Genomic DNA, 19,096 nt, shown 5'->3' with positions numbered 1-19,096 from the left:
TAAATTAAAGAAAACGCTCTCGCATCCTCTCCTCCCCCTTTATGGGGGAGGGGGACCGGCGTAGCCGGTGGAGGGGGTGAGCCGCCCCCTCCGTCTCGCGGCTGCCGCCGCGATCCACCTCCCCCATGAAGGGGAAGGAAAAGATCACTCCCTGCCCCTACGCCGCCTTGGCTCCATCCTCGTAGACAGGCGCATCCTCGGGCGCGAGCGCGGCGCGGCCGCGGATCACGTCCGAGATCTTCTCGGCGATCATGATGGTCGGAGCGTTGGTGTTGCCGCCCACCAGGGTCGGCATGACCGACGCGTCGACCACCCGCAGGCCTTCGATCCCGCGGACCTTCAGTTCACCGTCGACCACCGCCATCTCGTCGCCGTCCGCGCCCATCTTGCAGGTGCCGACAGGGTGATAGATCGTCTCGGCGTGCTTGCGGATCCAGGCGTCGATCTGCTCGTCGCTCTGCACGTCCTTGCCGGGGAACAGCTCTTCGGTCCGATAGGGATCCAGCGCCGACTGCGCGGCCACCTTGCGCATCATCTTCACACCTTCGCGCAGGGCGCGGCGATCTTCCTCGGTCGCCAGGTAGTTCGCCAGGATCGCCGGATCGTCCAGCGGATTGGCCGAGCGCAGTCCGATCCGCCCCCGGCTCTCGGGCCGCAGCTGGCAGATATGGAAGGTGAAGCCGTCCTTCGGCACCGCCACCTTGCCGTGGTCCTGCATGATCGCCGCGACCGTGTGCACCTGCAGGTCGGGACGGTCGAGATCCGGCCGCGACTTCAGGAACGCACCCGATTCCAGGAATTGCTGGCGGCCCAGCCCTTTCCCAAAGAAAGCGTAGTTCATGCCGATGGCCAGGGTCTTGATCAGCCCCTTGCGCAGCGAGTGGGCGGTGATCGGCTGCGGGCACTCCCACGACATGCAGACGTCAAGGTGATCCTGAAGATTGGCCCCCACGCCCTTCAGCGCCTTCACCACCGGGATGCCGAACTTGGCCAGTTCCTCAGGATCGCCGATCCCCGACAGCTGCAGGATCTGCGGCGACTGCACCGCGCCGGCGCTCAACAGCACTTCCTTGTCCGCGTGCACGACGCTCTTCTGACCGCTTTTGGCGTCGATGTACTCGACCCCGGTCGCCCGGCCGTTCTCGATCACGATCCTGCTGGTCCGCGCCCCGGTGATGCAGGTCAGGTTCGAGCGCGACAGCGCCGGATGCAGGTAGCCGCGCGCCGCGCTCCACCGTTGGCCGTCATGGATGGTGAGCTGGTATGGGCCCCAGCCTTCCTGCTGGAAGCCGTTGAAGTCGCTGGTCACCTTGAAGCCAGCCTGACGCCCGGCCTCGATGGTCGCCGAATAGATCGGGTTGGGGGTGGAGGCCTTGGAAACCTTCAGCGGCCCCTGCCCGCCGTGCCAGGCGTCGCCACCGCCTTCCAGCGCTTCCGAGCGCTTGAAGTAGGGTAGCACGTCACGGTACGACCAGCCCTGCAGCCCCATCTGGCGCCACTGGTCGTAATCGCGCGCGTGGCCGCGGATATAGATCATGCCGTTGATCGAGGACGAGCCGCCCCAGCCCTTCCCGCGCGGCCACCACAGCTTGCGCCCCTCCAGGTTCGGTTCGGCGTCGGTCCAGAAGCCCCAGTTGTAAGTCCCGGCCTTGCCGATCAGCGAGCCGACCCCGGCCGGCATCTTCACCAGGATGGAGTTGTCCTTGCCGCCGGCCTCCAGCAGCAGGACCTTCACGTTCGGATCCTCCGTCAGCCGGTTGGCGAGCACGCACCCGGCAGACCCCGCGCCAATGATGACGTAGTCGTAGCGATCCATGGCGTTCCGTCCCTAAACGCTGTTAAGTTAGGCGCAACCCTACTCAAGCTCTGTACGGAAACAAGGCGGCGAACCGCGCTTTTTTCGGGGCGCCGCCATCGCGCTTCGTCGACAAGACCTTGCTGATGCGTCCATTTCACGGGTAGGCGAATTCAGGTCGGCCGTGACAGTCTGGCGGTCGGAGTCTCCGTTCAGGTTCGAATGTCTCAGATGAGCGCCGATCAGATGGCCGCCGCCGGCTCGGGGGAGGACAAGGGGGCGATCCACGCCGAACTGGTCGCCGCGCTGGTCGTGGGCGGCGCAACCGCCGCCGCGGCCCTGACCGGAATCTTCCTGCGGCCAGTCGGCGATCTCAGCGCCTTCTGGCCGGCCAATGCAGTTCTGCTCGGCTTGCTGATCCGCCACCCGCAACTCGGCAAGGCCGGCGGGTGGATCGCCGCGGCGGTCGCGCTGGTCGCCGCCGACGCCTTGACCGGCAGCAGCGTGAACAAGTCGGCGATGCTGTCGGCCTGCAATCTTGGCGGCGTCGGCCTCGGCTTTGCGATGTCCACGCGGCTGACCCCCCGCGACCGGCTGCTCCAGCGGCCCTCGTCCCTGGTCGCGGTCATGCTGATCGTCCTGGCCGCCTCGCTGCTGACCAGCCTGCTTGGCGCGGTGACTAACGTTTTCCTGTTCCATGGCGGCTTCGCGCACGGCTTCTTCGTTTGGCTGGCCGCCGAACTGGCAAACTACATCGTCATTCTCCCCATCGTCCTGACCTTCCCGGGTCTTGCAGCCATGCGCCGGGGGATCGAACGGCTCGGCCGCGATCCGCCGCGCTTCACCGCCGCCGCGCCCTTCGTCAGCTACCTGGTCTGCCTGGCCATGGTGCCGATCGTCGGCGGGCCAGGCGCGCTGGCCTTTCCGGTGCCGAGCCTGCTGTGGTGCGCCCTCACATATGGTCTGGCCGCCTCGTCGCTCCTGACGCTGTCCTTCGCGGTCTGGACCCTGGTGATTCTCTCGATCACCACCCAGGCCATGAGCCATCTGACCGGCATCGATCTCCTGTCGTTGCGCCTCGGGGTGATGCTGGTCGCGCTCGCGCCCATCGCGGTCGCCAGCGCCATGGCCGAGCGCAACGAATTGCTCGCCGAGGCCCAGGCCGCGCGCAAGGCGGCCGAGGACGCCATGGCCGCCCGCACCCTTCTGCTCGCCACCATGGCGCACGAACTGCGCTCGCCCCTGACCGCGGTCGTCGGCTTTTCGGGCATGATGGCCAAGCAAAGCCTCGGCCCGGTCGGCCATCCCAAGTATCTCGACTACGCCCAGACCATCGAAATGGCCGGCTCGCACTTGAGCGAACTGGTCAGCGATCTGCTCGACACCGCCCGCGTCGAGGCCGGCAAGTTCGAGCTCAGCCCCGCCAGCGCCTCCAGCCAGAAGATCGTCGAGCAGTCGCTGCGCCTGGTGCGAGGCCTGGCCGTCGACGGCAGCGTCAGCCTGGTCGTGGCGCCCTGCGACTGGCCCGAGGTCCACGCCGATCCCCGCGCCATCAAGCAGGTGCTGATCAACCTGCTCTCAAACGCCGTGAAGTTCTCACCGCCGGGAGGTGTCGTGGAGATCTCCGGCCTTGTCGGCCACGACCGCCTGACCATCCAGGTCAAGGACAACGGCCCTGGCGTCGCGCCTGAGGACTTGGCCCAGCTCGGCCAGCCCTACGCCCAGGCCAGGGGCGAGGAGACGCGTCGCCGCGGCTGGGGCCTCGGTCTCATGCTCTCGGGCGAGCTGGTGTCCATGCACGGCGGAACGCTGCGCCTGGAGAGCAAGCCCGGCGCAGGCGCCACCGCGATCTTCGACCTTCCCCTGGCCTAGCCGCGTCGGGCCTCGGGCCTGCGGAATTCCATGATCCAGTTGGTCTCCCAGGTCTTGCCGCCGTCGTAGGAGAAGGCTTGGCTCCAGCGCGGCGTCGCGGTGTCGGTCCCGCTCCAGTCGAACAGCACCTTGATCGGCTTGTCGCCATCCATGTCGTCGCCAGCGAACACCCCGCGGCCGTCCCTGAAGCGTCCGAACACCGGCGGCTGCAGTTGGCCGTCCTTGGAATTGATCCAGTAGACCGCCCAGTGGTCTTTCGCCGGGTCGTAGAGGCGCAGGCTCATCCCCTTGAAGCCCTTGGTTGGGAAGGTCGCCTCATCGATCGAAACCGTCCCGGCCATCAGCAACTGCGCCGTCTCGGTCGAGGGGAAGACCTCCCAGTCGCTCGAGCCGACGCCCCGCGCCATGAGTCGACGATTGGTCACCTCCCAGCTCCCATGCATGAAGTCGAAGTCGTGGGCGGCGGTCATGGCGGTGGTCCTTTGCACAGGGGGCAGTTGGGCGCAGGCAAGGCCGCCGGCGCCGAGGGAAAAGCCGGCGGCGAGCAGCAGCCGGCGGTCGAGGTCTGGAAGCGACATGTCGGTCTCCGCGGATCTGCGAAGGGTCTAACCGGCATATCCTGACATCTGACGTCAGGTATTTTGCGCTAGGGTGGATTTCATGCGCGCCAGCCGACTTCTCTCGATCCTGCTGATCCTGCAGCTCCGCGGGCGGGCCACCGCCGACGAGCTGGCCGCGGAATTCGAGGTATCGCCCCGCACGATATATCGTGACATCGATCAACTCAGCGCCGCGGGCGTGCCGGTCTATGCGGATCGCGGACCCGGGGGCGGGTTCTCTCTGCTCGACGGCTATCGCACCCGGCTGACAGGCCTCTCGGCCAGCGAGGCAGAAAGCCTTTTCCTGGCCGGCCTGCCGACCGCGGCCCGCGACCTCGGCTTCAGCGAGGCGCTTATCGGCGCGAAACTGAAACTCCTGGCCGCTTTACCTGCCGATACGCGTGAGGGGGCCGAGAGGGTCAATACTCGGTTCTACTTGGACCCGGTCGGGTGGTATCGGGCTTCGGAGTCATTAGACTTACTTCCGGCGGTCGCCGACGCCGTCTGGTCTTCGCGGGCGATCAAGGTCGAATATGAACGCTGGGACGGGTTGGTGGAGAGGTCGCTCCAGCCGCTCGGCCTCGTGATGAAGGCCGGGGTCTGGTACCTCGTCGCTCTGAGCAAGGGTTCGGCCCGCACCTATCGCTTGTCCAACATCAGGCGCCTGGACCTGGGCGAAGCCTTTGAACGGCCCACGCAATTCGATCTGGCGGGGTTCTGGCGCGAGCACCAGGCCCGTTTCGAGGCGAGTCTGGTTCGCGGCGAAGCGGTGGTGCTGGCAACCGACCACGGCCTGCGCCGCCTGGGTGAGATCAGCGATGCGGTCGGCAGGTTAGCGCTATCGTCAGCGCAGCGCGCTGCCGATGGGCGGTGGCGTGCGACCATCCCCATCGAGACGGTCGACAACGCGGCCGAGCAGCTCATGCGGCTGGGTCCGGAAATCGAGGTCGAGTCGCCGGTCGACCTGCGCGCGGCGATGGCGCAAGTCGCCGAGCGTATGGCCGCCCTCTACCGGACCTAGCGGCCCTTCCAGTTGGGCGCGCGCTTCTGAGCGAAGGCCATCGGCCCCTCGACGAAGTCCTCGGACTTGAACAGCGCCGCCACCGCCGGGTAGCGGGCCTGCCCCTTGATCGCCGCCTCCAAAGTCGGTTCGTCGAGCCCTTTGTAGACTGCCTCTTTCGAGGCGCGGATCGACATCGGCGACAGCTCGCAGATCTGCGCGGCCCAGCGCTTGGCGGCCCCCATCAGTTCGTCGGGACCCACGACTTCGTTCACGAATCCAAGCGCTTGCCCCTCGGCGGCCGATACGCGACGGCCGGTAAGGATCATGCCCAGCGCCTGCTTCTGACCGATCATCCGTGGCAGGCGGTGCAGTCCGCCGGCCAGGGCGGCCAGACCGACCCGCGGTTCGGGCAGGGCGAAGGTGGCGTTCGCCGAGGCGATGATCAGATCGCAGGCCAAAGCGATCTCGAAGCCGCCGCCCATGGCCACGCCGTTCACCGCTGCGATCAGCGGCTTGGTCAGGTCGAAGCGCGACGTCAGGCCCGCAAAGCCCGAGGGCGGGCTGGCCATGCCGCCGCCCCCCGCTTGGTGCTTAAGGTCGTTGCCGGCCGAGAACGCCCGGTCCCCGGCCCCGGTCACGATGCCGACCCACTGGTCCGGGTCGGCGGCGAAAGCGTCGAAGGCTTCGTGCAGCTCGAAATGCGCCGGCGAATGCAGCGCGTTCATCACCTCAGGGCGGTTGAGGGTGAAGATTGTGACCGGACCCTCGCGGTCCACGCGGATGAACTCGTAGGCCATCGGCGGCCCTCCCTGCTGCTTTTCAGACGCCCAGGCTCGCCGGGGCGCCGCTGCGTCCGTCAAGCGATCGGACGCAGGCCTGCCCGATAGCGTTTCCAGTTCTGGACGTAGTGCAGCGCCCCGGCGCTCATCGTCCGCGCCTGGTCTTCCGAAAGTTCGCGCACGACCTTGCCAGGCGCGCCCATGACCAGCGAATTGTCAGGGATTTCCTTGCCTTCGGTTATCAGGCAGTTCGCGCCGATCAGGCAGTTTTTCCCGATCTTGGCCCCGTTGAGCACGATCGATCCGATCCCGATCAGCGAACCGTCGCCGATCGTGCAGCCGTGCAGCATCACCATATGCCCAACCGTGACATTGGATCCGATGGTCAGCGGATAGCCCGTGTCGGTGTGCAGGACGCTGCCGTCCTGGACGTTCGAGTTCTCGCCGATCGTGATCGGATCGTTGTCGCCACGAAGTGTCGCACCGAACCACACCGAAGCGTTCTTCTTGAGAATCACCCGCCCCACAACCGCCGCGTTAGGCGCAATCCAGTATTCGTCCTCTGAAGGCAGCTCCGGCGCCACATCGCCCAAGTTATAGACACTCATCCGTACACCTCGTTTATTGCACTCACAGCGACATTTAATAATTCGTCAACCAAGTTAGCATCATTCTAGTGATGCGATTCGAGAGGGCCATAAGCCCTCGCGCATCTCGCCGCGAGTCGGCGCTCGGTTCGCGGCCTGTGTTTTTGGGCGGGGTACAAGGTGTCGCGTCTGCTACGGCGGGGTTTCCCGCCTGGATCATCGAGCGAAGGCGGGCCTCCGGGCCGCAGCGCGCGACGTCGCCGTTCCAATACAATTCTGATCCATCCTCGAGGGCGAGCCTATTCGGCGTCGCCCTTTTTTCTTGCCCCTATGGAGGCCTAGATGACCAAGCGAGCTCTGAAGCGACAACTGCGCGAAGGCGCGTTCGACGCCGCCCAGTTCGAGGATGACGCGAAAGTCCGCCGCCTGCCGGTGGATCGCGCCTGGTCTCCCCTCCCCCATCACAACGACGACCGCGATCAGGGATATCTCAAGACCATAAAAGCCAAATCCCCAGGCCAGCAGGCGCTGATGGACGCCATCGACGCCAAGAATCTGGTCATGGCGCTCGGCCCGGCCGGCACCGGCAAGACCTATCTGGCCATCGCCAAGGCGGTGGAAGCGCTCGAAGCCGGCCGCGTCGGCGGCATTGTGCTCTCGCGCCCGGCGGTCGAGGCTGGCGAGTCGATCGGCTATCTGCCCGGCGACGCCGAGGACAAGCTCGCCCCCTATCTGCGGCCTCTCTACGACGCGCTCTCCGACCGACTGTCGATGAAGCGGGTCCGCTCGCTGATGGCGGAAGGCGCCATCGAGATCGCGCCGGTCGGCTTCATGCGCGGCCGCACGCTGAATAACGCCTTCGTCGTGATCGATGAGGCGCAGAACTGCACCTATGGCCAACTGAAGATGCTGCTGACTCGCCTGGGCTGGCACTCGACCATGGTCGTGACCGGCGACCCCGCGCAATCCGACCTGCTGCCCGAGCTTTCGGGCCTCGGGCCGGTGGCGGACAAGTTCGATGCGGTCCCCAACATCGCCGTCGTCCGGCTGAAGGATGTCGACATCGTCCGCCACCCGTTGGTGGCCGAGATGCTCGGCGTGCTCTAGCCGGCGTCTGAACCGACGATTTGCACCGCCTCCGGAGCCCTCCGGAGGCGGTTCGCGTTTGCGGGTGTCCGCAGATCCATAATCGCCTAGGGGGCCGGCCGAGAGGCAGCCGCCGCCTCACGGCCCCGCGAGCTTCCGGCTCTCGCCGCAGGCCGTGGCGTCAGGAGGGCGGGTGCGCAGGGGCGTTGCGGATGCGGAAGACCGAGACCGTCTATCCCTGGGAAGTGGCTCTGCTCTACGTCAACGGGACGTTCCGGCGGACGCTGCCGCCGGAGACGCCATCGCCTTACTGGAGCGCGCGCGTGCGGAGCATGCCTCGCTGAGGTCGCTCGCCAATGCGGCGCGGCTGTTCAAGGATAATCCGGATCTCATGCGCCTGCGGACCTTGCAGGCGGTCTCGCCCACCGACGGCGCGCGACATTGGTGCTGGGGCAGGACGCGTTCTCCGCGCCCCGCCTGCAGAACTGACCTTACGGCAGGTCTTCGGCCAGGATGGCCATCTCGAACATGAACGAGCCGTCGCCGTCTTCGTCCTCGAAGACCACGCCCACGAACTCCTCGCCGATATAAACCTCGGCCGAATCCTTCTGCTTGGGCCGCGGCACCAGCGTGATCCGCGCATTGGCGAAGGTGCCCCGCAGGTGACCTTCAACGCGGCGCATAGTCTTTTCGTCCAGCACGCTGGGCTCCTTCGTCGATTTCGGCGGCGAAACTATGCGGTTTGCCGCGTCGCGCAAAGCGCTCGGTTTCGAAAAAGCTGGGGACGCCGCCGGGCGGGCCGCTAGTGTCGTGAGGAGGTAAGGGGAGCAAGTCACGTGTCGGGCGTCGAACTGGGGATCATCGAGGGCTACTACGGCAAACCCTGGTCGTGGGGGGCGCGGCGCGACGTGGTCGACCGCCTGGCGCCGCACGGCTACGGCTTCTTCCACTATGCGCCGAAGAGCGATCCCTTCCTGCGCCGCCGCTGGCAGGAAGCCCATTCGGCCGATACCAGCGCCGAGCTTCGCGCGTTCTCGGCTTTCTGCCGCAACCGCGGCGTCCGCTTCGGCATCGGCCTTAGCCCCTACGAGATCTATCGCGATTTCGGCAAGGAGACCCAGGCCGCGCTTGCCGCCAAGCTGGCGGAGTTGGACGGACTCGGCCTCGACGACCTGGCGATCCTGTTCGACGATATGCGTGGCGACCTTCCCGACCTTGCCGCCAGTCAGGCGCGGATCGTCCACTGGATCGCCGAGCGCACCAGCGCCACGCGTGTGATCATCTGCCCGTCCTACTACACCGACGACCCGATCCTCGACCGGGTGTTCGGCCAGCGCCCGGAGAACTACCTGGAAGATCTCGGCGCGCTGCTTGATCCGGCCATCGAGATCTTTTGGACCGGCGAGGAGGTCTGTTCTCGCGAGTTCAGCCCAGGGCACCTGCGCCGCGTCGAGCGCCAGCTTCAGCGCAAGCCCTTCCTATGGGACAACTATCCGGTCAACGACGGGCCGCTGATGTCGCCCTTCCTGCATGTGCGGGGCTTCACCGGCCGGCCGGCGGCCAACGCGCAGCACGTCGCCGCTCATGCGGTGAACCCGGCGCTGCAGCCGACGCTCGCGCAGATTCCCGCCATCACCCTGGCCGAAAGCTACATGCGCGGCGAGGACTACGAATACGGCCAGGCGTTCCTGCGGGCCGCGCGCGAGGTGCTAGGCGAAGACCTGGCCCAGGCCGTCCTGCGCAACACGACCCAGTTCCAGGGCTTCGGCCGCGACCGCCTGACCGAGGAGAACGTCACGCGGATGCGGGCGCGCTACGAGCGGTTCGATCATCCCGCCGCCAGCGAAATCCTGGCCTGGCTCGACGGCGCCTACGACATCAGCCTAGCCGAGATCGAAGCGACTTGAGCCTGGCCGGCCGCGGGCCTAGGCTCGGTCGCGCAAGTCTGCGGAAAGATTGAAAGCCCCCTCCAGTGGCCGGTTGAGCCTTCCCGATCGTCGCTCTTCGACCGCGCCGCGCCTCGGCGTGTGGGACCGTTCCTGCCAAGGAGCCGCCGCATGGCGTTCTTCCGCAATTCCACCGTCAATCTTCTGAACCTGCATTACGGCGTTCACGCGCTCGCCCTCAGCGGCGGCGGCGCGTTCTTCGCCGCGTTCCTGCTCAAGTCCGGCGTCCCGGCGTACGGCGTGCTGACCGCCATGGCCGCGATCCTGATCGGCCGCTTCCTGTTTCGCCCGGCGATCCTGCCGCTCGGCCGCCGCTTCGGGCTGAAGCCGCTGGTCATCACCGGCACGATCATCACCGCCCTGCAGTACCCGCTGCTGGCGGAGGTGCAGGGCGTCGGCTGGCCGCTTGCCCTGGTCTGCCTGGTCTCGTCGATCGGCGACACCTTCTATTGGACCGCCTACCACGCCTATTTCGCCTCGCTGGGCGACGCCGAGCATCGCGGCCACCAGATCAGCGTGCGTGAGGCGGCCTCGGCCATGGTCGGCGTCGCCGCCCCCCTCCTCACCGGCTGGGTGCTGGTCGCCCTGGGTCCCCGGGTCGCGTTCGGAGCCACTTGTGTCGTGCTGATGCTATCCGCCGCGCCCCTGCTCTGGACGCCGAACGTCCAGGTCGCGCAGGAAGCGCCAGAAGCGCTCAAAGCCGCCGTTCCGGGCATGCTGCTGTTCCTGGCCGACGGTTGGACAGCCATGGGCTACGTTTTCGTCTGGCAGATCGCGCTATTCCTGTCCCTGAAGGAGAGCTTCACCGCCTTCGGGGGCGCTATGGCGCTGGCTGCGGTCGTCGGAGCGATCAGCGGCATGGCCCTGGGGCGCTTCATCGACGCCGGTCATGGGCGGCGCGCGGTCTGGCTGGCTTGCGGGGTGATGGCGGCGACCATCCTGGCGCGGGCCTGGGCCTATCAGCACCCTGCGACGGCGATCCTCGCCAATGCGGCCGGGGCGGTGGTGGTGGCGCTCTACACCCCGACCATGATGACCGCGGTCTACAATCTGTCGAAAGGGTCGCCCTGCCCGCTGCGCTTCCACATTGCGGCGGAGGGCGGATGGGATGTGGGCGGTGCGACCGGCTGCCTGGTGGCGGCCGGCCTGATCTGGGCGGGACTGCCGCTGTCGGCGGCGATCGCCGCCTCCCTGCTTGGAACGGCCAGCGCCTTCATACTCCTGCGGCGCGCCTACGGCTCGCCGCAGCCGGCCGCTCAGATCACGTAGTCGTACACCGCGTCCGCCAGGGTGTGGTCCATGCTGCGAGCTGGCTCCTCGCAGGTCGGGCAATTGACCAGTCGCGCCGGCACGCCGGCGGCGGTGCAGTGCGCCGGCACAGGCTTGAGCACCACCGAACCCGAGGCGATCTTGGCGTAGTCGCCGATCTTGATGTTGCCCAGCACCTTAGCGCCCGCGCCCAGCAGCACGCCCTTGCCGATCTTCGGGTGGCGGTCTCCGCGCTCGGCGCCCGTGCCGCCGAGGGTGACCCCCTGCAGCAGTGAAACGTCGTCGCCGATCTCTGCGGTCTCCCCGATCACAATGCCGGTGCCGTGGTCGATGAAGACCCCCGAGCCGATCTTGGTCGCCGGGTGGATGTCGACCTGAAACACCTCAGACATGCGGCTCTGCAGATACAGCGCGATCGTCTCGCGGCCCTGACGCCACAGCCAGTGGGCGACACGCTGTGTCTGCAACGCCTGGAAGCCCTTGAAGAACAGAAAGGGCTGGACGTAGCCCTTGCAGGCCGGATCGCGTTCGAAGACGGCCTTCAAGTCGGCCTCGGCGGCCTCGACCAGCCGCGGTTCGGCCCGATAGGCCGCGTCGGCCAGCTCGCGCAGGCTCATCGCCCGCAGCTCCTGGTCGCCTAGCTTGCGCGCGAGCTGATAGGATAGGGCCGCGCCCAGGTCCTCGTGGCTCAGCACGACCGCGTTCAGCAGCGAGGCGAGCGTCGGCTCGGCCTTGGCCGCCCGCTCGGATTCCATGCGCAGCGACGCCCAGACCGGCGGCGCGGCTGATGGGTCAATGACTTCCAGACGTTGGCTCAAAGGCTCCTCCCGTCCCACGGACGTCCCCTTATCCTAGCATGGCGCGCGCGAGCGCGTCCGACAAAAGCCCTTCTCTGGCCATGTGGTAGGCCCGCAGCAGCATCGCAACCGTTAAGGCGTCGCGGATATGGCCGGCCATGGCTGCATCCAGGGCCTCGCGGAACGGAACCCGCGCGAGAGCGAAATCCTCGGTGTCGTCGACATGTTCCCCACCGCTGGCGGGCGACAGGCCGGTGGCCAGGAACCCGACCGCGAGTTCGTCGGTCACCGAATTCGAGAGCTGGATGCGGAGGATTTCCCGCCATTCCGCGGCCGCCAGGCCGGCTTCCTCGGCCAGTTCCCGCCGCGCGCCGTCCATTGGGTCCTCGCCCTTCGGCCCGCCGCCCTCGGGAATCTCCCAACTGTAGTCGCCAAACGGAAAGCGGTGCTGGCCGACCATAACGACACGCCCCATCTCGTCGATGGGCAACACCGCTAGGGCCAGATTCTTAAACGAGACCAGGCCATAGAGGGCGGCGACGCCGGTCGGCGCGGTTGCCTGGTGCTCACTCACCGATATCCACGGATTGTCATAGACGATCCTGGCTTTCCCGCGGCTCCACGGAGTTCCGTGCGTTGAAAGCCAGGCCGGTTTTTGCGACATGCTCGCAACTTTCCTTGCAGATTGGCTCACCGCTCCCCAATAAGAGCGCCCGGCCTTTTCTCAGCGAGACGCCACCCTTGTCCATCGACCTCCCCGCGGCGCCGGCCTTCGGCGCGCCCATTGAACTGCATCCGACGCCGGAAGTGCTGCGCTTCCTGGCGACACGCAGGTCGACCTCGGCGGTGACCCTGACCGGGCCGGCGCCGACAGAAGACGAGATCGAAGCCCTGATCGCCCTGGCCGCGCGCGTGCCGGACCACGGCAAGCTGTCGCCTTGGCGGTTCGTGATCCTGGACGCGCGAGCGAAGGCCGCTTTCGCCCAGCGCCTGGAAGACCTAGCCAACGCTCGCGGCGATGCGCGCGCAGTCGCCAAGCTGGCCAAGCTGAAGACCCCTCCGCTTGGGATCGCGGTCATCTCCAGTCCTCGCGCGCACGAAATTCCCGAATGGGAGCAACAGCTCTCAGCCGGCGCGGTCTGCACTACTCTGCTCTACGCGGCCCAGGCCCTGGGCTACGGCGCCAACTGGATCACCGACTGGTACGCCTACGACTCCGAAGCCAAGGCGATCCTGGGCGCGTCTGCTGGCGAACAGGTGGCAGGGTTCATCTTCCTCGGCACGGCCAAGGAGCCGCCCCTCGAGCGCGAGCGACCGGATCCAAAAGCCCTGACCACGCGTTGGGTCGGCTAAGTCCCTGAAAACACGGCGGCCGGACGGCGATGGCGCGCCGCCCGGCCTGATGTGACACGCCCGAGGAGAGATGGGCGATGTCGTCATAGCACACCGGCGCGAGCGCCGCTAGTCGATGTGCGCTGGATCGCGCCGGAAACCGACGCCGCCGAGCACTTGGCGGAAAGCTCACCCAAGGTAGTGTTTCGTATTCGGCGATACGAATACTCTTATCGACAACGGAACATGAACCGATCAACCGTCCGAGTTAGGACGATTGTCAATCGATGCGACTAATTATCCTTCATCCTCGCCCACGATACGTCGGCACGCCCTGATCGGGAACCCAAAGTCCATCGGGAGCCGGGCCGGTCTGCCAGAAGACGTCGATGGGGATTCCCCCCCGCGGATACCAATAGCCGCCGATGCGCAGCCAGCGGGGCGCCGCCACCTCGACGATCTTGCGCCCGATCGCCACGGTGCAATCCTCATGAAAGGCCCCGTGATCGCGGAAGGCCCCAAGATACAGCTTCAGCGATTTGGACTCGATCAACCACTCGCCCGGCGCATAGTCGACGACGAGATGGGCGAAATCCGGCTGACCGGTGACGGGGCACAGCGACGTGAACTCGGGCGCTGTAAAGCGCGCCAGATAGAGGACGTCGACCTGCGGATTGGGTACGCGCTCTAGAACCGCCTCTTCCGGACTGGCGAAGCCGCGAACCTCGCGGCCCAATTGGGTCAGGTGCATTTCATCCATGGACGCGATTTATCCCGCGCGGCGCCTTGCGGCAACCAAACCCGCGGCTATCAAGGTTCGCTTAGAACAAGAGGAGGATCACATGGCCGGCAGGGATTTCGAGGACTTCGTGGTGGTGGTGACCGGCGCCTCGACCGGCCTGGGCCGCGCCATAGCCGTTGAAACCGCAGCTCGCGGCGCCAAGGCGGTTATCGTGAACTACGCGCGCAGCGCCGATGAAGCCGAGGAGACCGCCCGCCAGGTGCGCGACCAGGGCGCCGAAGCCGTGCTGGTTCAGGGCGACGTCGCCTCCGACGAGGACTGCCGCCGGATCGCCGCGGCCGCCGCGCCCTATGGTCGGATCGACGCGCTGTTCAACAACGCCGGGGTCACGAAGTTCGCGCCCAACCATGCCGACCTTGAGGCGGTGTCGGCTGAGGACTTCCTCAATCTCTACAGCGTCAACGTCATAGGGGCGTTCCAGATGGTGCGCGCAGCCCGCGCCTTGCTTGAGGCGGGCGAGCGGCCCGGCGCGGTCGTGAACACCTCTTCCATCGCCGGCGTGACCGGAATCGGTTCCTCAGTGCCATATGCCGCCTCCAAGGGCGCGATGAACACCCTTACGCTCTCGCTGGCCCGCGCCCTCGCACCGCACATCCGGGTGAACGCGGTCTGCCCCGGCTTCATCGACACGCCGTGGTTCGGCAAGGGTGTGGGCGCCGAGCGCGCCCGGAAAATCCGGGAGGGCACAGCGGCCAGCACGCCTCTGAAGGCGGCGTCGAGCGCCGAAGACATCGCCGCCGCCGCCGTCTTCCTCGCCTCGACTTCATCGCGCCACGTCACTGGCGAGACCCTTCTGGTCGATGCCGGAACCCACCTCGGCTATGCGCCGCTGGCCATGCGCTGACCTCAACGCCCCGGTGGCGTGGCCGGGGCGTTCAAGTGACACCGCCGTGACAGAAAGAACACAGAGCTCCGCCTAAAAGGCCGGCGCCAGGTTTTGTTAACGCTCAAAAATCGAACAGCGAATACGTAGCGCGGGTGATCGGCGCCGCCGCCGTTGATCTGACGCTCGCCCCCATGGCGACCTCGGTTCGACGCTCGGCGAAAGCCGATCTGATAATGGGGATACAAAACTAATGAACGCTCTCAAGACCACTCTCATCGTCACCGCCGCGACCATCGCCATGGGCGGCGTCGCCTTCGCCGAAGATGGCGATGTGTTCGACTTCTCCTTCAATGTCGGCGCGGCCACCGACTACGTCTTCCGCGGCGTGAGCCAGACCGACGAGAACTACCAGGTGTTCGCCGGCGTCGACACCACGCTCTGGGGCGTGGGTTACGCCGGGGCCTGGATCTCCAACGTCGACTTCAACAACTCGACCGACGGCGAATTCGACCTGTACGCTGGCGTGAAGCCGCAGCTTGGCCCGGTCGCGCTGGACCTGGGTGTCGTCTACTACGGCTACATGAACGCCCCGTCCGGCTCGAACCAGGACTATGTCGAGTGGAAGCTCGCCGGTTCGGCTCCGATCGGCCCTGCCACCGTGGGCGCGGCCCTCTACTGGTCGAACGACTTCTATGGCGGCACCGGCAATGCGACCTATGTCGAGCTGAACGGCTCGGTCCCGGTCGCCGAGAAGTTCACCATCTCGGGCGCCATCGGCCACCAGGACGTCGACTATGACGGCGACTACACCACCTGGAATCTCGGCGTCGGCTACGCCCTGAACGACATCGTCGGTCTGGATCTGCGCTACCACGACACTGACGAGCACAAGTTCGGCGACATTTACGACAGCCGCGTCGTGCTCTCGGTCAAGGCCGCGTTCTAAAGACAGCAACCGCTTCGGCGTGAGCTCGAGCCGCCCCCGAAATGGGGCGGCTCTTCTATTTTGGCTCAAAGCAATGTAGGGCCAGATTGTCGCACGGCGAAAAAACAGTCTTCCCCTTGGGAGCGAATTTCTCGTGTCGGAGTTTCATTGGACGGTCGCGTTGACGCGTCTATGTTGCCACTTCTGACGAGACGCGGAGCGCGATTCATGGAGCAGATGGCCAATCGGGCCCAAACCGTCGTCGTCGATGCACTAATCGCCGCTGGCGCTTTCACCCTCGCCTACTTGCTCGCCTCTGGCCAATTCCTCGACGTCGCTGCTCCTGGACTTCCAACACTTAAGCTTCTCCAGCTCGTTGGACTTTACGGCGGACTCGCCGCCGTGTTCTCGACCTTCTTCCGTCGCGAACTGTCGCCTTGGCGCTATGTTTCTATTCCCGATGCGCTCGTCCTGGCGCGCACGGCCTTCCTGACGGCGGGGGTCTTCCTGCTGGCCGTCTTCGTGTTCAATCGGGCCGAAGGCTTGCCGCGCTCGGCGCTGGCCATGTCAGTCGTCTTCCAGATGGTCGGCTCGATGGGCGCACGCATCGTGCGCCGCGCCCTGCATGAGCATGCGCTCGACAGCTTCGCCCCGCTGAAACCCGTCAAGGATCGCGCTCCCCAAGCCCCAGCCCTTCTGCTGATCGGCCCGCCCGCCTTGGCGGACTCCTACCTGCGCGACGCCGCGCGACGCCACGATCACGCCTGGACCCCGGTCGGCATTGTCGGCTCGGACGCCCGTGACGTCGGGCAGCAGGTTCGCGGTGTCTGTGTCTTGGAAAGCCTCGATAACCTCGACGCGGCCCTTGCGGATCTGCGCCGCTGGAACCGCTATCCGCGCGCCATCCTCTTCCTGGACGAACCGGCCCGCCTGAAGGGCCTGACCGCCGATATCCTTGGCCGACTGAAGAACGACGGCATCCGCCTGTTGCGTCTGCCGTCCATCGTCGAACTCGCTCATCAGGACAGCATGGTCCTGCTGCCGATGCGCGAGATCAGCGTCGAGGAACTCCTGGCCCGCGACCCAATCGAGCTCGACCGCGCCGCGGTGGGCCACCTGATCCACGGCCGCCGCGTGCTGATCACCGGGGCTGGCGGTTCCATCGGCGCAGAACTCGTGCGCCAGGTCGCCGCGTTCCAAGCCGCGCACATCACGCTCATGGACTTCTCCGAGACCTCGCTGTTCGAGATCGACCGCGAGATGGGCGAGACCTGGCCGCAATTGTCGCGTCGCGCGCTCCTTTGCGACGTCCGCAACTCTACGCGCCTGCAGCAGGCGTTCCATGCTGAGAAGCCGGACCTCGTCTTCCACGCCGCGGCGCTCAAGCACGTCTCGATGGTCGAGCGCCATCCCTGCGAAGGCGTGCTGACCAACGTGATCGGCACCTGGAACGTCGCGGAGGCGGCCAAGGCGTGCGGCGCAGCCCAGATGGTGCTGATCTCAACAGACAAGGCCGTCGATCCATCGAACGTGATGGGCGCGACCAAGCGCCTTGCGGAGTCGGTCATTCAGGCACAGCAGGTCGCCCAGGGTGGTACGCGTTTCTGCGCCGTGCGCTTCGGCAACGTCCTCGGCTCGGCCGGCTCGGTGGTGCCGATCTTCCGCTCGCAAATCGAGCGCGGCGGCCCGGTGACCGTGACCCACGAGGACATCGAGCGGTTCTTCATGACCATTCCGGAGGCGACTCAGCTCGTGCTTCACGCGACTGCCGCCTGCGCCGACGATGCGGTAAACACTCACGCCCGCCTGTTCCTCCTGGAGATGGGCGCGCCGGTTCGCATCATGGATCTCGCGCGTCAGATGATCGCCCTCTCCGGCCACGTCCCCGGCCGCGACATCGATATCGAGATCACCGGTCTCCGCCCGGGCGAAAAGCTGACAGAGGCCCTGCTGGACGAGACCGAGCGTTCCTTGCCTTGCGCGCCCAAGGTCATGGAGGTCGTCTCCGCCTCCGCGCTGCGCATTACCGGCAATCACCTCATCGAGCTCGAGGCCCTGGCGGAAAAGGGCCAGATGGACGAGGTGCGCGCGCGGCTGTTCGACATTGTGGCCCAGATCCGCGGCGAGAAGCCCCCTCTTCCAGCCCTTCGGGTCGTCTCCAATGCGTGACGCGCGCGGCGGGAGCGTCTAAGTCGTTCCCATGGCGCGCATTCTGGTCACCGGCTCGGCCGGCTTCATCGGCTCACACGTCGCTCATCGGTTGCTGGACCGGGGTGACGAAGTCGTGGGTCTGGACAACCTCAATTCTTACTACGACCCGACCCTGAAGCGGGCCCGCCTGGCCCGGCTGGAAGCCCGCGAAGGCTATCGTCACTCAACTATCGATCTCGCCGACCGCGACGCCGTCGCCGCGCTGTTCGCGCAGACCAAGCCTGATCGGGTGATCAACCTCGCCGCTCAGGCCGGGGTCCGCTACAGCCTCGAACAGCCGGCCGCCTACGTCGATTCGAATCTGGTCGGGTTCGCCAACATCCTGGAGGGCTGCCGTTCCGCCCACGTCGAGCACCTGGTGTTCGCCTCCACGAGCACGGTTTACGGCGCGAACGCGAAGTTCCCCTCGTCGGTGCACGATCCGGTGCACCACCCGATCACGCTCTACTCGGCCAGCAAGCTCGCGAACGAAGCGATGGCGCACGCCTACGCGCACCTCTTTGGCATTCCCAGCACCGGCCTGCGGTTCTTTACGGTCTACGGCCCGTGGGGACGTCCCGACATGGCGCTGTTCAAGTTCACCGATGCTATCCTTCGCGGGCGGCCCATCGACGTCTACGGCGAGGGCGCGATGCAGCGCGACTTTACCTATATCGACGACATCGTCACCGGCGTGGTCGCAGCGCTCGACCGCGCGCCCGCAGCCGATCCGGCGTGGAACGCGCTCGCTCCGGATCCCGCCACGAGCGGCGTTGCGCCATGGCGCGTGCTGAACCTTGGCAACAGCCGCTCCATGGAGCTGATGCGCTACATCGAGGTGCTGGAGGAGAAGGTGGGCCGCAAGGCGCAACTCAACATGCTGCCCATGCAGCCGGGGGACGTCGCGCGGACCGAAGCCGAGGTCACCGACACCCAGGCGGCTCTCGACTACGCACCGTCCATGCCGATCGAAGTCGGCGTGGGTCGCTTCGTCGACTGGTATGTCGACTACTTTCGAGTGGGCGCGAACTAGCCACTAGGAGGCTGCCCGCCCCTTGAACAGCTCAGTGCAGGCGCAAAGGACGTGATAGAATGACGTGGCCGGCGACGGTTCGTCGATGAAGGTTCCGTCCGCCCGCAGCTTGTCATGCCAGGCGCCGGGCGCCGGGGTCTCGAGGTAGAGCCTCAAGGCCGAAGCGGCGTTCAGCTGATCCTCCTCGCCGCCGAACTTGAGCGCCGCCTTCAGGTGCTCGGTTTGCGGCCAGATTCGGGCCGTGGCCTCCCGGAC

The 19,096-nt window shown here is 66.4% G+C and carries 20 protein-coding genes; 11 read left to right on the top strand and 9 right to left on the bottom strand.

Annotated elements, in window-relative coordinates:
- Window positions 1-157 precede the first annotated feature (157 nt).
- Window positions 158-1,816, bottom strand: a complete 1,659-nt coding sequence (locus ACE3T2_RS20565) for a choline dehydrogenase (protein WP_374660860.1) — start codon at window positions 1,814-1,816, stop codon at window positions 158-160.
- A gap of 210 nt (window positions 1,817-2,026) precedes the next feature.
- On the opposite strand from ACE3T2_RS20565, the gene ACE3T2_RS20560 reads away from it, so the two are divergent.
- Window positions 2,027-3,667 (top strand): ATP-binding protein, encoded by a 1,641-nt coding sequence (locus tag ACE3T2_RS20560; RefSeq protein WP_374660858.1) that lies wholly within the window; start codon window positions 2,027-2,029, stop codon window positions 3,665-3,667.
- Here ACE3T2_RS20560 and ACE3T2_RS20555 read toward each other — a convergent pair.
- Window positions 3,664-4,245 (bottom strand): hypothetical protein, encoded by a 582-nt coding sequence (locus ACE3T2_RS20555; RefSeq protein WP_374660856.1) that lies wholly within the window; start codon window positions 4,243-4,245, stop codon window positions 3,664-3,666. The genes ACE3T2_RS20560 and ACE3T2_RS20555 overlap by 4 nt on opposite strands.
- Before the next feature lie 82 nt (window positions 4,246-4,327).
- Here ACE3T2_RS20555 and ACE3T2_RS20550 point away from each other — a divergent pair, with 82 nt between their 5' ends.
- Entirely contained in the window at window positions 4,328-5,287 is a 960-nt protein-coding gene (locus ACE3T2_RS20550; protein ID WP_374660854.1) for a helix-turn-helix transcriptional regulator, read from the top strand.
- Here ACE3T2_RS20550 and ACE3T2_RS20545 read toward each other — a convergent pair.
- Both ACE3T2_RS20545 and ACE3T2_RS20540 read right to left on the bottom strand, forming a co-directional pair.
- Entirely contained in the window at window positions 5,284-6,066 is a 783-nt protein-coding gene (locus ACE3T2_RS20545; protein WP_374660852.1) for an enoyl-CoA hydratase-related protein, read from the bottom strand. The genes ACE3T2_RS20550 and ACE3T2_RS20545 overlap by 4 nt on opposite strands.
- A 59-nt stretch (window positions 6,067-6,125) precedes the next feature.
- Complete coding sequence (locus ACE3T2_RS20540; RefSeq protein WP_374660850.1) at window positions 6,126-6,656, bottom strand: gamma carbonic anhydrase family protein; 531 nt, start codon at window positions 6,654-6,656, stop codon at window positions 6,126-6,128.
- A gap of 321 nt (window positions 6,657-6,977) precedes the next feature.
- On the opposite strand from ACE3T2_RS20540, the gene ACE3T2_RS20535 reads away from it, so the two are divergent.
- Window positions 6,978-7,742, top strand: coding sequence for a PhoH family protein (locus ACE3T2_RS20535; protein WP_374660848.1), 765 nt, complete (start codon window positions 6,978-6,980; stop codon window positions 7,740-7,742).
- 191 nt (window positions 7,743-7,933) lie between these two features.
- Window positions 7,934-8,065 (top strand): hypothetical protein, encoded by a 132-nt coding sequence (locus ACE3T2_RS20530; protein ID WP_374660846.1) that lies wholly within the window; start codon window positions 7,934-7,936, stop codon window positions 8,063-8,065.
- Window positions 8,066-8,212: 147 nt separating this feature from the next.
- Here ACE3T2_RS20530 and ACE3T2_RS20525 read toward each other — a convergent pair whose 3' ends face one another.
- Entirely contained in the window at window positions 8,213-8,404 is a 192-nt protein-coding gene (locus ACE3T2_RS20525) for a DUF3126 family protein (protein ID WP_374660862.1), read from the bottom strand.
- 153 nt (window positions 8,405-8,557) lie between these two features.
- Here ACE3T2_RS20525 and ACE3T2_RS20520 point away from each other — a divergent pair, with 153 nt between their 5' ends.
- On the top strand, window positions 8,558-9,628 hold the full coding sequence (locus tag ACE3T2_RS20520; protein ID WP_374660844.1) for a beta-N-acetylglucosaminidase domain-containing protein: 1,071 nt from the start codon (window positions 8,558-8,560) through the stop codon (window positions 9,626-9,628).
- A gap of 150 nt (window positions 9,629-9,778) precedes the next feature.
- On the top strand, window positions 9,779-10,936 hold the full coding sequence (locus ACE3T2_RS20515; protein WP_374660842.1) for an MFS transporter: 1,158 nt from the start codon (window positions 9,779-9,781) through the stop codon (window positions 10,934-10,936).
- Here ACE3T2_RS20515 and cysE read toward each other — a convergent pair.
- Together cysE and ACE3T2_RS20505 are read right to left on the bottom strand one after the other, a co-directional pair.
- Complete coding sequence (cysE, locus tag ACE3T2_RS20510) at window positions 10,924-11,754, bottom strand: serine O-acetyltransferase (protein WP_374660840.1); 831 nt, start codon at window positions 11,752-11,754, stop codon at window positions 10,924-10,926. The two genes, ACE3T2_RS20515 and cysE, sit on opposite strands and share 13 nt — an antisense overlap.
- Window positions 11,755-11,782: 28 nt before the next feature.
- Window positions 11,783-12,397: an NUDIX domain-containing protein gene (locus tag ACE3T2_RS20505; RefSeq protein ID WP_374660838.1), complete on the bottom strand. Its 615-nt coding sequence runs from the start codon at window positions 12,395-12,397 to the stop codon at window positions 11,783-11,785.
- 77 nt (window positions 12,398-12,474) lie between these two features.
- Here ACE3T2_RS20505 and ACE3T2_RS20500 point away from each other — a divergent pair, with 77 nt between their 5' ends.
- On the top strand, window positions 12,475-13,086 hold the full coding sequence (locus ACE3T2_RS20500) for a nitroreductase (RefSeq protein ID WP_374660836.1): 612 nt from the start codon (window positions 12,475-12,477) through the stop codon (window positions 13,084-13,086).
- Window positions 13,087-13,369: 283 nt separating this feature from the next.
- Here the strand turns inward: ACE3T2_RS20500 and queF are convergent, their stop codons facing one another.
- Entirely contained in the window at window positions 13,370-13,825 is a 456-nt protein-coding gene (gene queF / locus ACE3T2_RS20495; protein ID WP_374660834.1) for a preQ(1) synthase, read from the bottom strand.
- 82 nt (window positions 13,826-13,907) lie between these two features.
- Here queF and ACE3T2_RS20490 point away from each other — a divergent pair, with 82 nt between their 5' ends.
- The 4 genes from ACE3T2_RS20490 (at window position 13,908) to ACE3T2_RS20475 (ending at window position 18,841) form a co-directional block, all read left to right on the top strand.
- The gene (locus tag ACE3T2_RS20490; RefSeq protein WP_374660832.1) at window positions 13,908-14,711 is read left to right on the top strand and encodes an SDR family NAD(P)-dependent oxidoreductase; all 804 of its coding nucleotides are present in this window, start codon (window positions 13,908-13,910) and stop codon (window positions 14,709-14,711) included.
- 232 nt (window positions 14,712-14,943) lie between these two features.
- Window positions 14,944-15,639, top strand: a complete 696-nt coding sequence (locus tag ACE3T2_RS20485; protein WP_374660830.1) for a TorF family putative porin — start codon at window positions 14,944-14,946, stop codon at window positions 15,637-15,639.
- A 60-nt stretch (window positions 15,640-15,699) separates the two neighbouring features.
- Entirely contained in the window at window positions 15,700-17,787 is a 2,088-nt protein-coding gene (locus ACE3T2_RS20480) for a polysaccharide biosynthesis protein (RefSeq protein WP_374660828.1), read from the top strand.
- A gap of 31 nt (window positions 17,788-17,818) precedes the next feature.
- On the top strand, window positions 17,819-18,841 hold the full coding sequence (locus tag ACE3T2_RS20475; protein WP_374660826.1) for an NAD-dependent epimerase: 1,023 nt from the start codon (window positions 17,819-17,821) through the stop codon (window positions 18,839-18,841).
- Between the two features lie 3 nt (window positions 18,842-18,844).
- On the opposite strand, the gene ACE3T2_RS20470 is transcribed toward ACE3T2_RS20475, so the two are convergent.
- A partial coding sequence (locus tag ACE3T2_RS20470) for an AGE family epimerase/isomerase (protein ID WP_374660824.1) occupies window positions 18,845-19,096 on the bottom strand: 252 nt, incomplete at its 5' end.

The sequence above is a fragment of the Phenylobacterium sp. genome (genome assembly GCF_041919955.1).
Lineage (GTDB): Bacteria > Pseudomonadota > Alphaproteobacteria > Caulobacterales > Caulobacteraceae > Phenylobacterium.
Note: the sequence above shows the minus strand (reverse complement) of the source record. Positions and strands in the feature narration are given on the sequence as shown.

Excerpts from the sequence above, each read along its gene's own strand:
- ACE3T2_RS20565 (WP_374660860.1), bottom strand. The coding sequence starts at position 1,816 with ATGGATCGCTACGACTACGTCATCATTGGCGCGGGGTCTGCCGGGTGC.
- ACE3T2_RS20560 (WP_374660858.1), top strand. The coding sequence starts at position 2,027 with ATGAGCGCCGATCAGATGGCCGCCGCCGGCTCGGGGGAGGACAAGGGG.
- ACE3T2_RS20555 (WP_374660856.1), bottom strand. The coding sequence starts at position 4,245 with ATGTCGCTTCCAGACCTCGACCGCCGGCTGCTGCTCGCCGCCGGCTTT.
- ACE3T2_RS20550 (WP_374660854.1), top strand. The coding sequence starts at position 4,328 with ATGCGCGCCAGCCGACTTCTCTCGATCCTGCTGATCCTGCAGCTCCGC.
- ACE3T2_RS20545 (WP_374660852.1), bottom strand. The coding sequence starts at position 6,066 with ATGGCCTACGAGTTCATCCGCGTGGACCGCGAGGGTCCGGTCACAATC.
- ACE3T2_RS20540 (WP_374660850.1), bottom strand. The coding sequence starts at position 6,656 with ATGAGTGTCTATAACTTGGGCGATGTGGCGCCGGAGCTGCCTTCAGAG.
- ACE3T2_RS20535 (WP_374660848.1), top strand. The coding sequence starts at position 6,978 with ATGACCAAGCGAGCTCTGAAGCGACAACTGCGCGAAGGCGCGTTCGAC.
- ACE3T2_RS20530 (WP_374660846.1), top strand. The coding sequence starts at position 7,934 with ATGCGGAAGACCGAGACCGTCTATCCCTGGGAAGTGGCTCTGCTCTAC.
- ACE3T2_RS20525 (WP_374660862.1), bottom strand. The coding sequence starts at position 8,404 with ATGCGCCGCGTTGAAGGTCACCTGCGGGGCACCTTCGCCAATGCGCGG.
- ACE3T2_RS20515 (WP_374660842.1), top strand. The coding sequence starts at position 9,779 with ATGGCGTTCTTCCGCAATTCCACCGTCAATCTTCTGAACCTGCATTAC.
- ACE3T2_RS20505 (WP_374660838.1), bottom strand. The coding sequence starts at position 12,397 with ATGTCGCAAAAACCGGCCTGGCTTTCAACGCACGGAACTCCGTGGAGC.
- queF (WP_374660834.1), bottom strand. The coding sequence starts at position 13,825 with ATGGATGAAATGCACCTGACCCAATTGGGCCGCGAGGTTCGCGGCTTC.
- ACE3T2_RS20490 (WP_374660832.1), top strand. The coding sequence starts at position 13,908 with ATGGCCGGCAGGGATTTCGAGGACTTCGTGGTGGTGGTGACCGGCGCC.
- ACE3T2_RS20485 (WP_374660830.1), top strand. The coding sequence starts at position 14,944 with ATGAACGCTCTCAAGACCACTCTCATCGTCACCGCCGCGACCATCGCC.
- ACE3T2_RS20475 (WP_374660826.1), top strand. The coding sequence starts at position 17,819 with ATGGCGCGCATTCTGGTCACCGGCTCGGCCGGCTTCATCGGCTCACAC.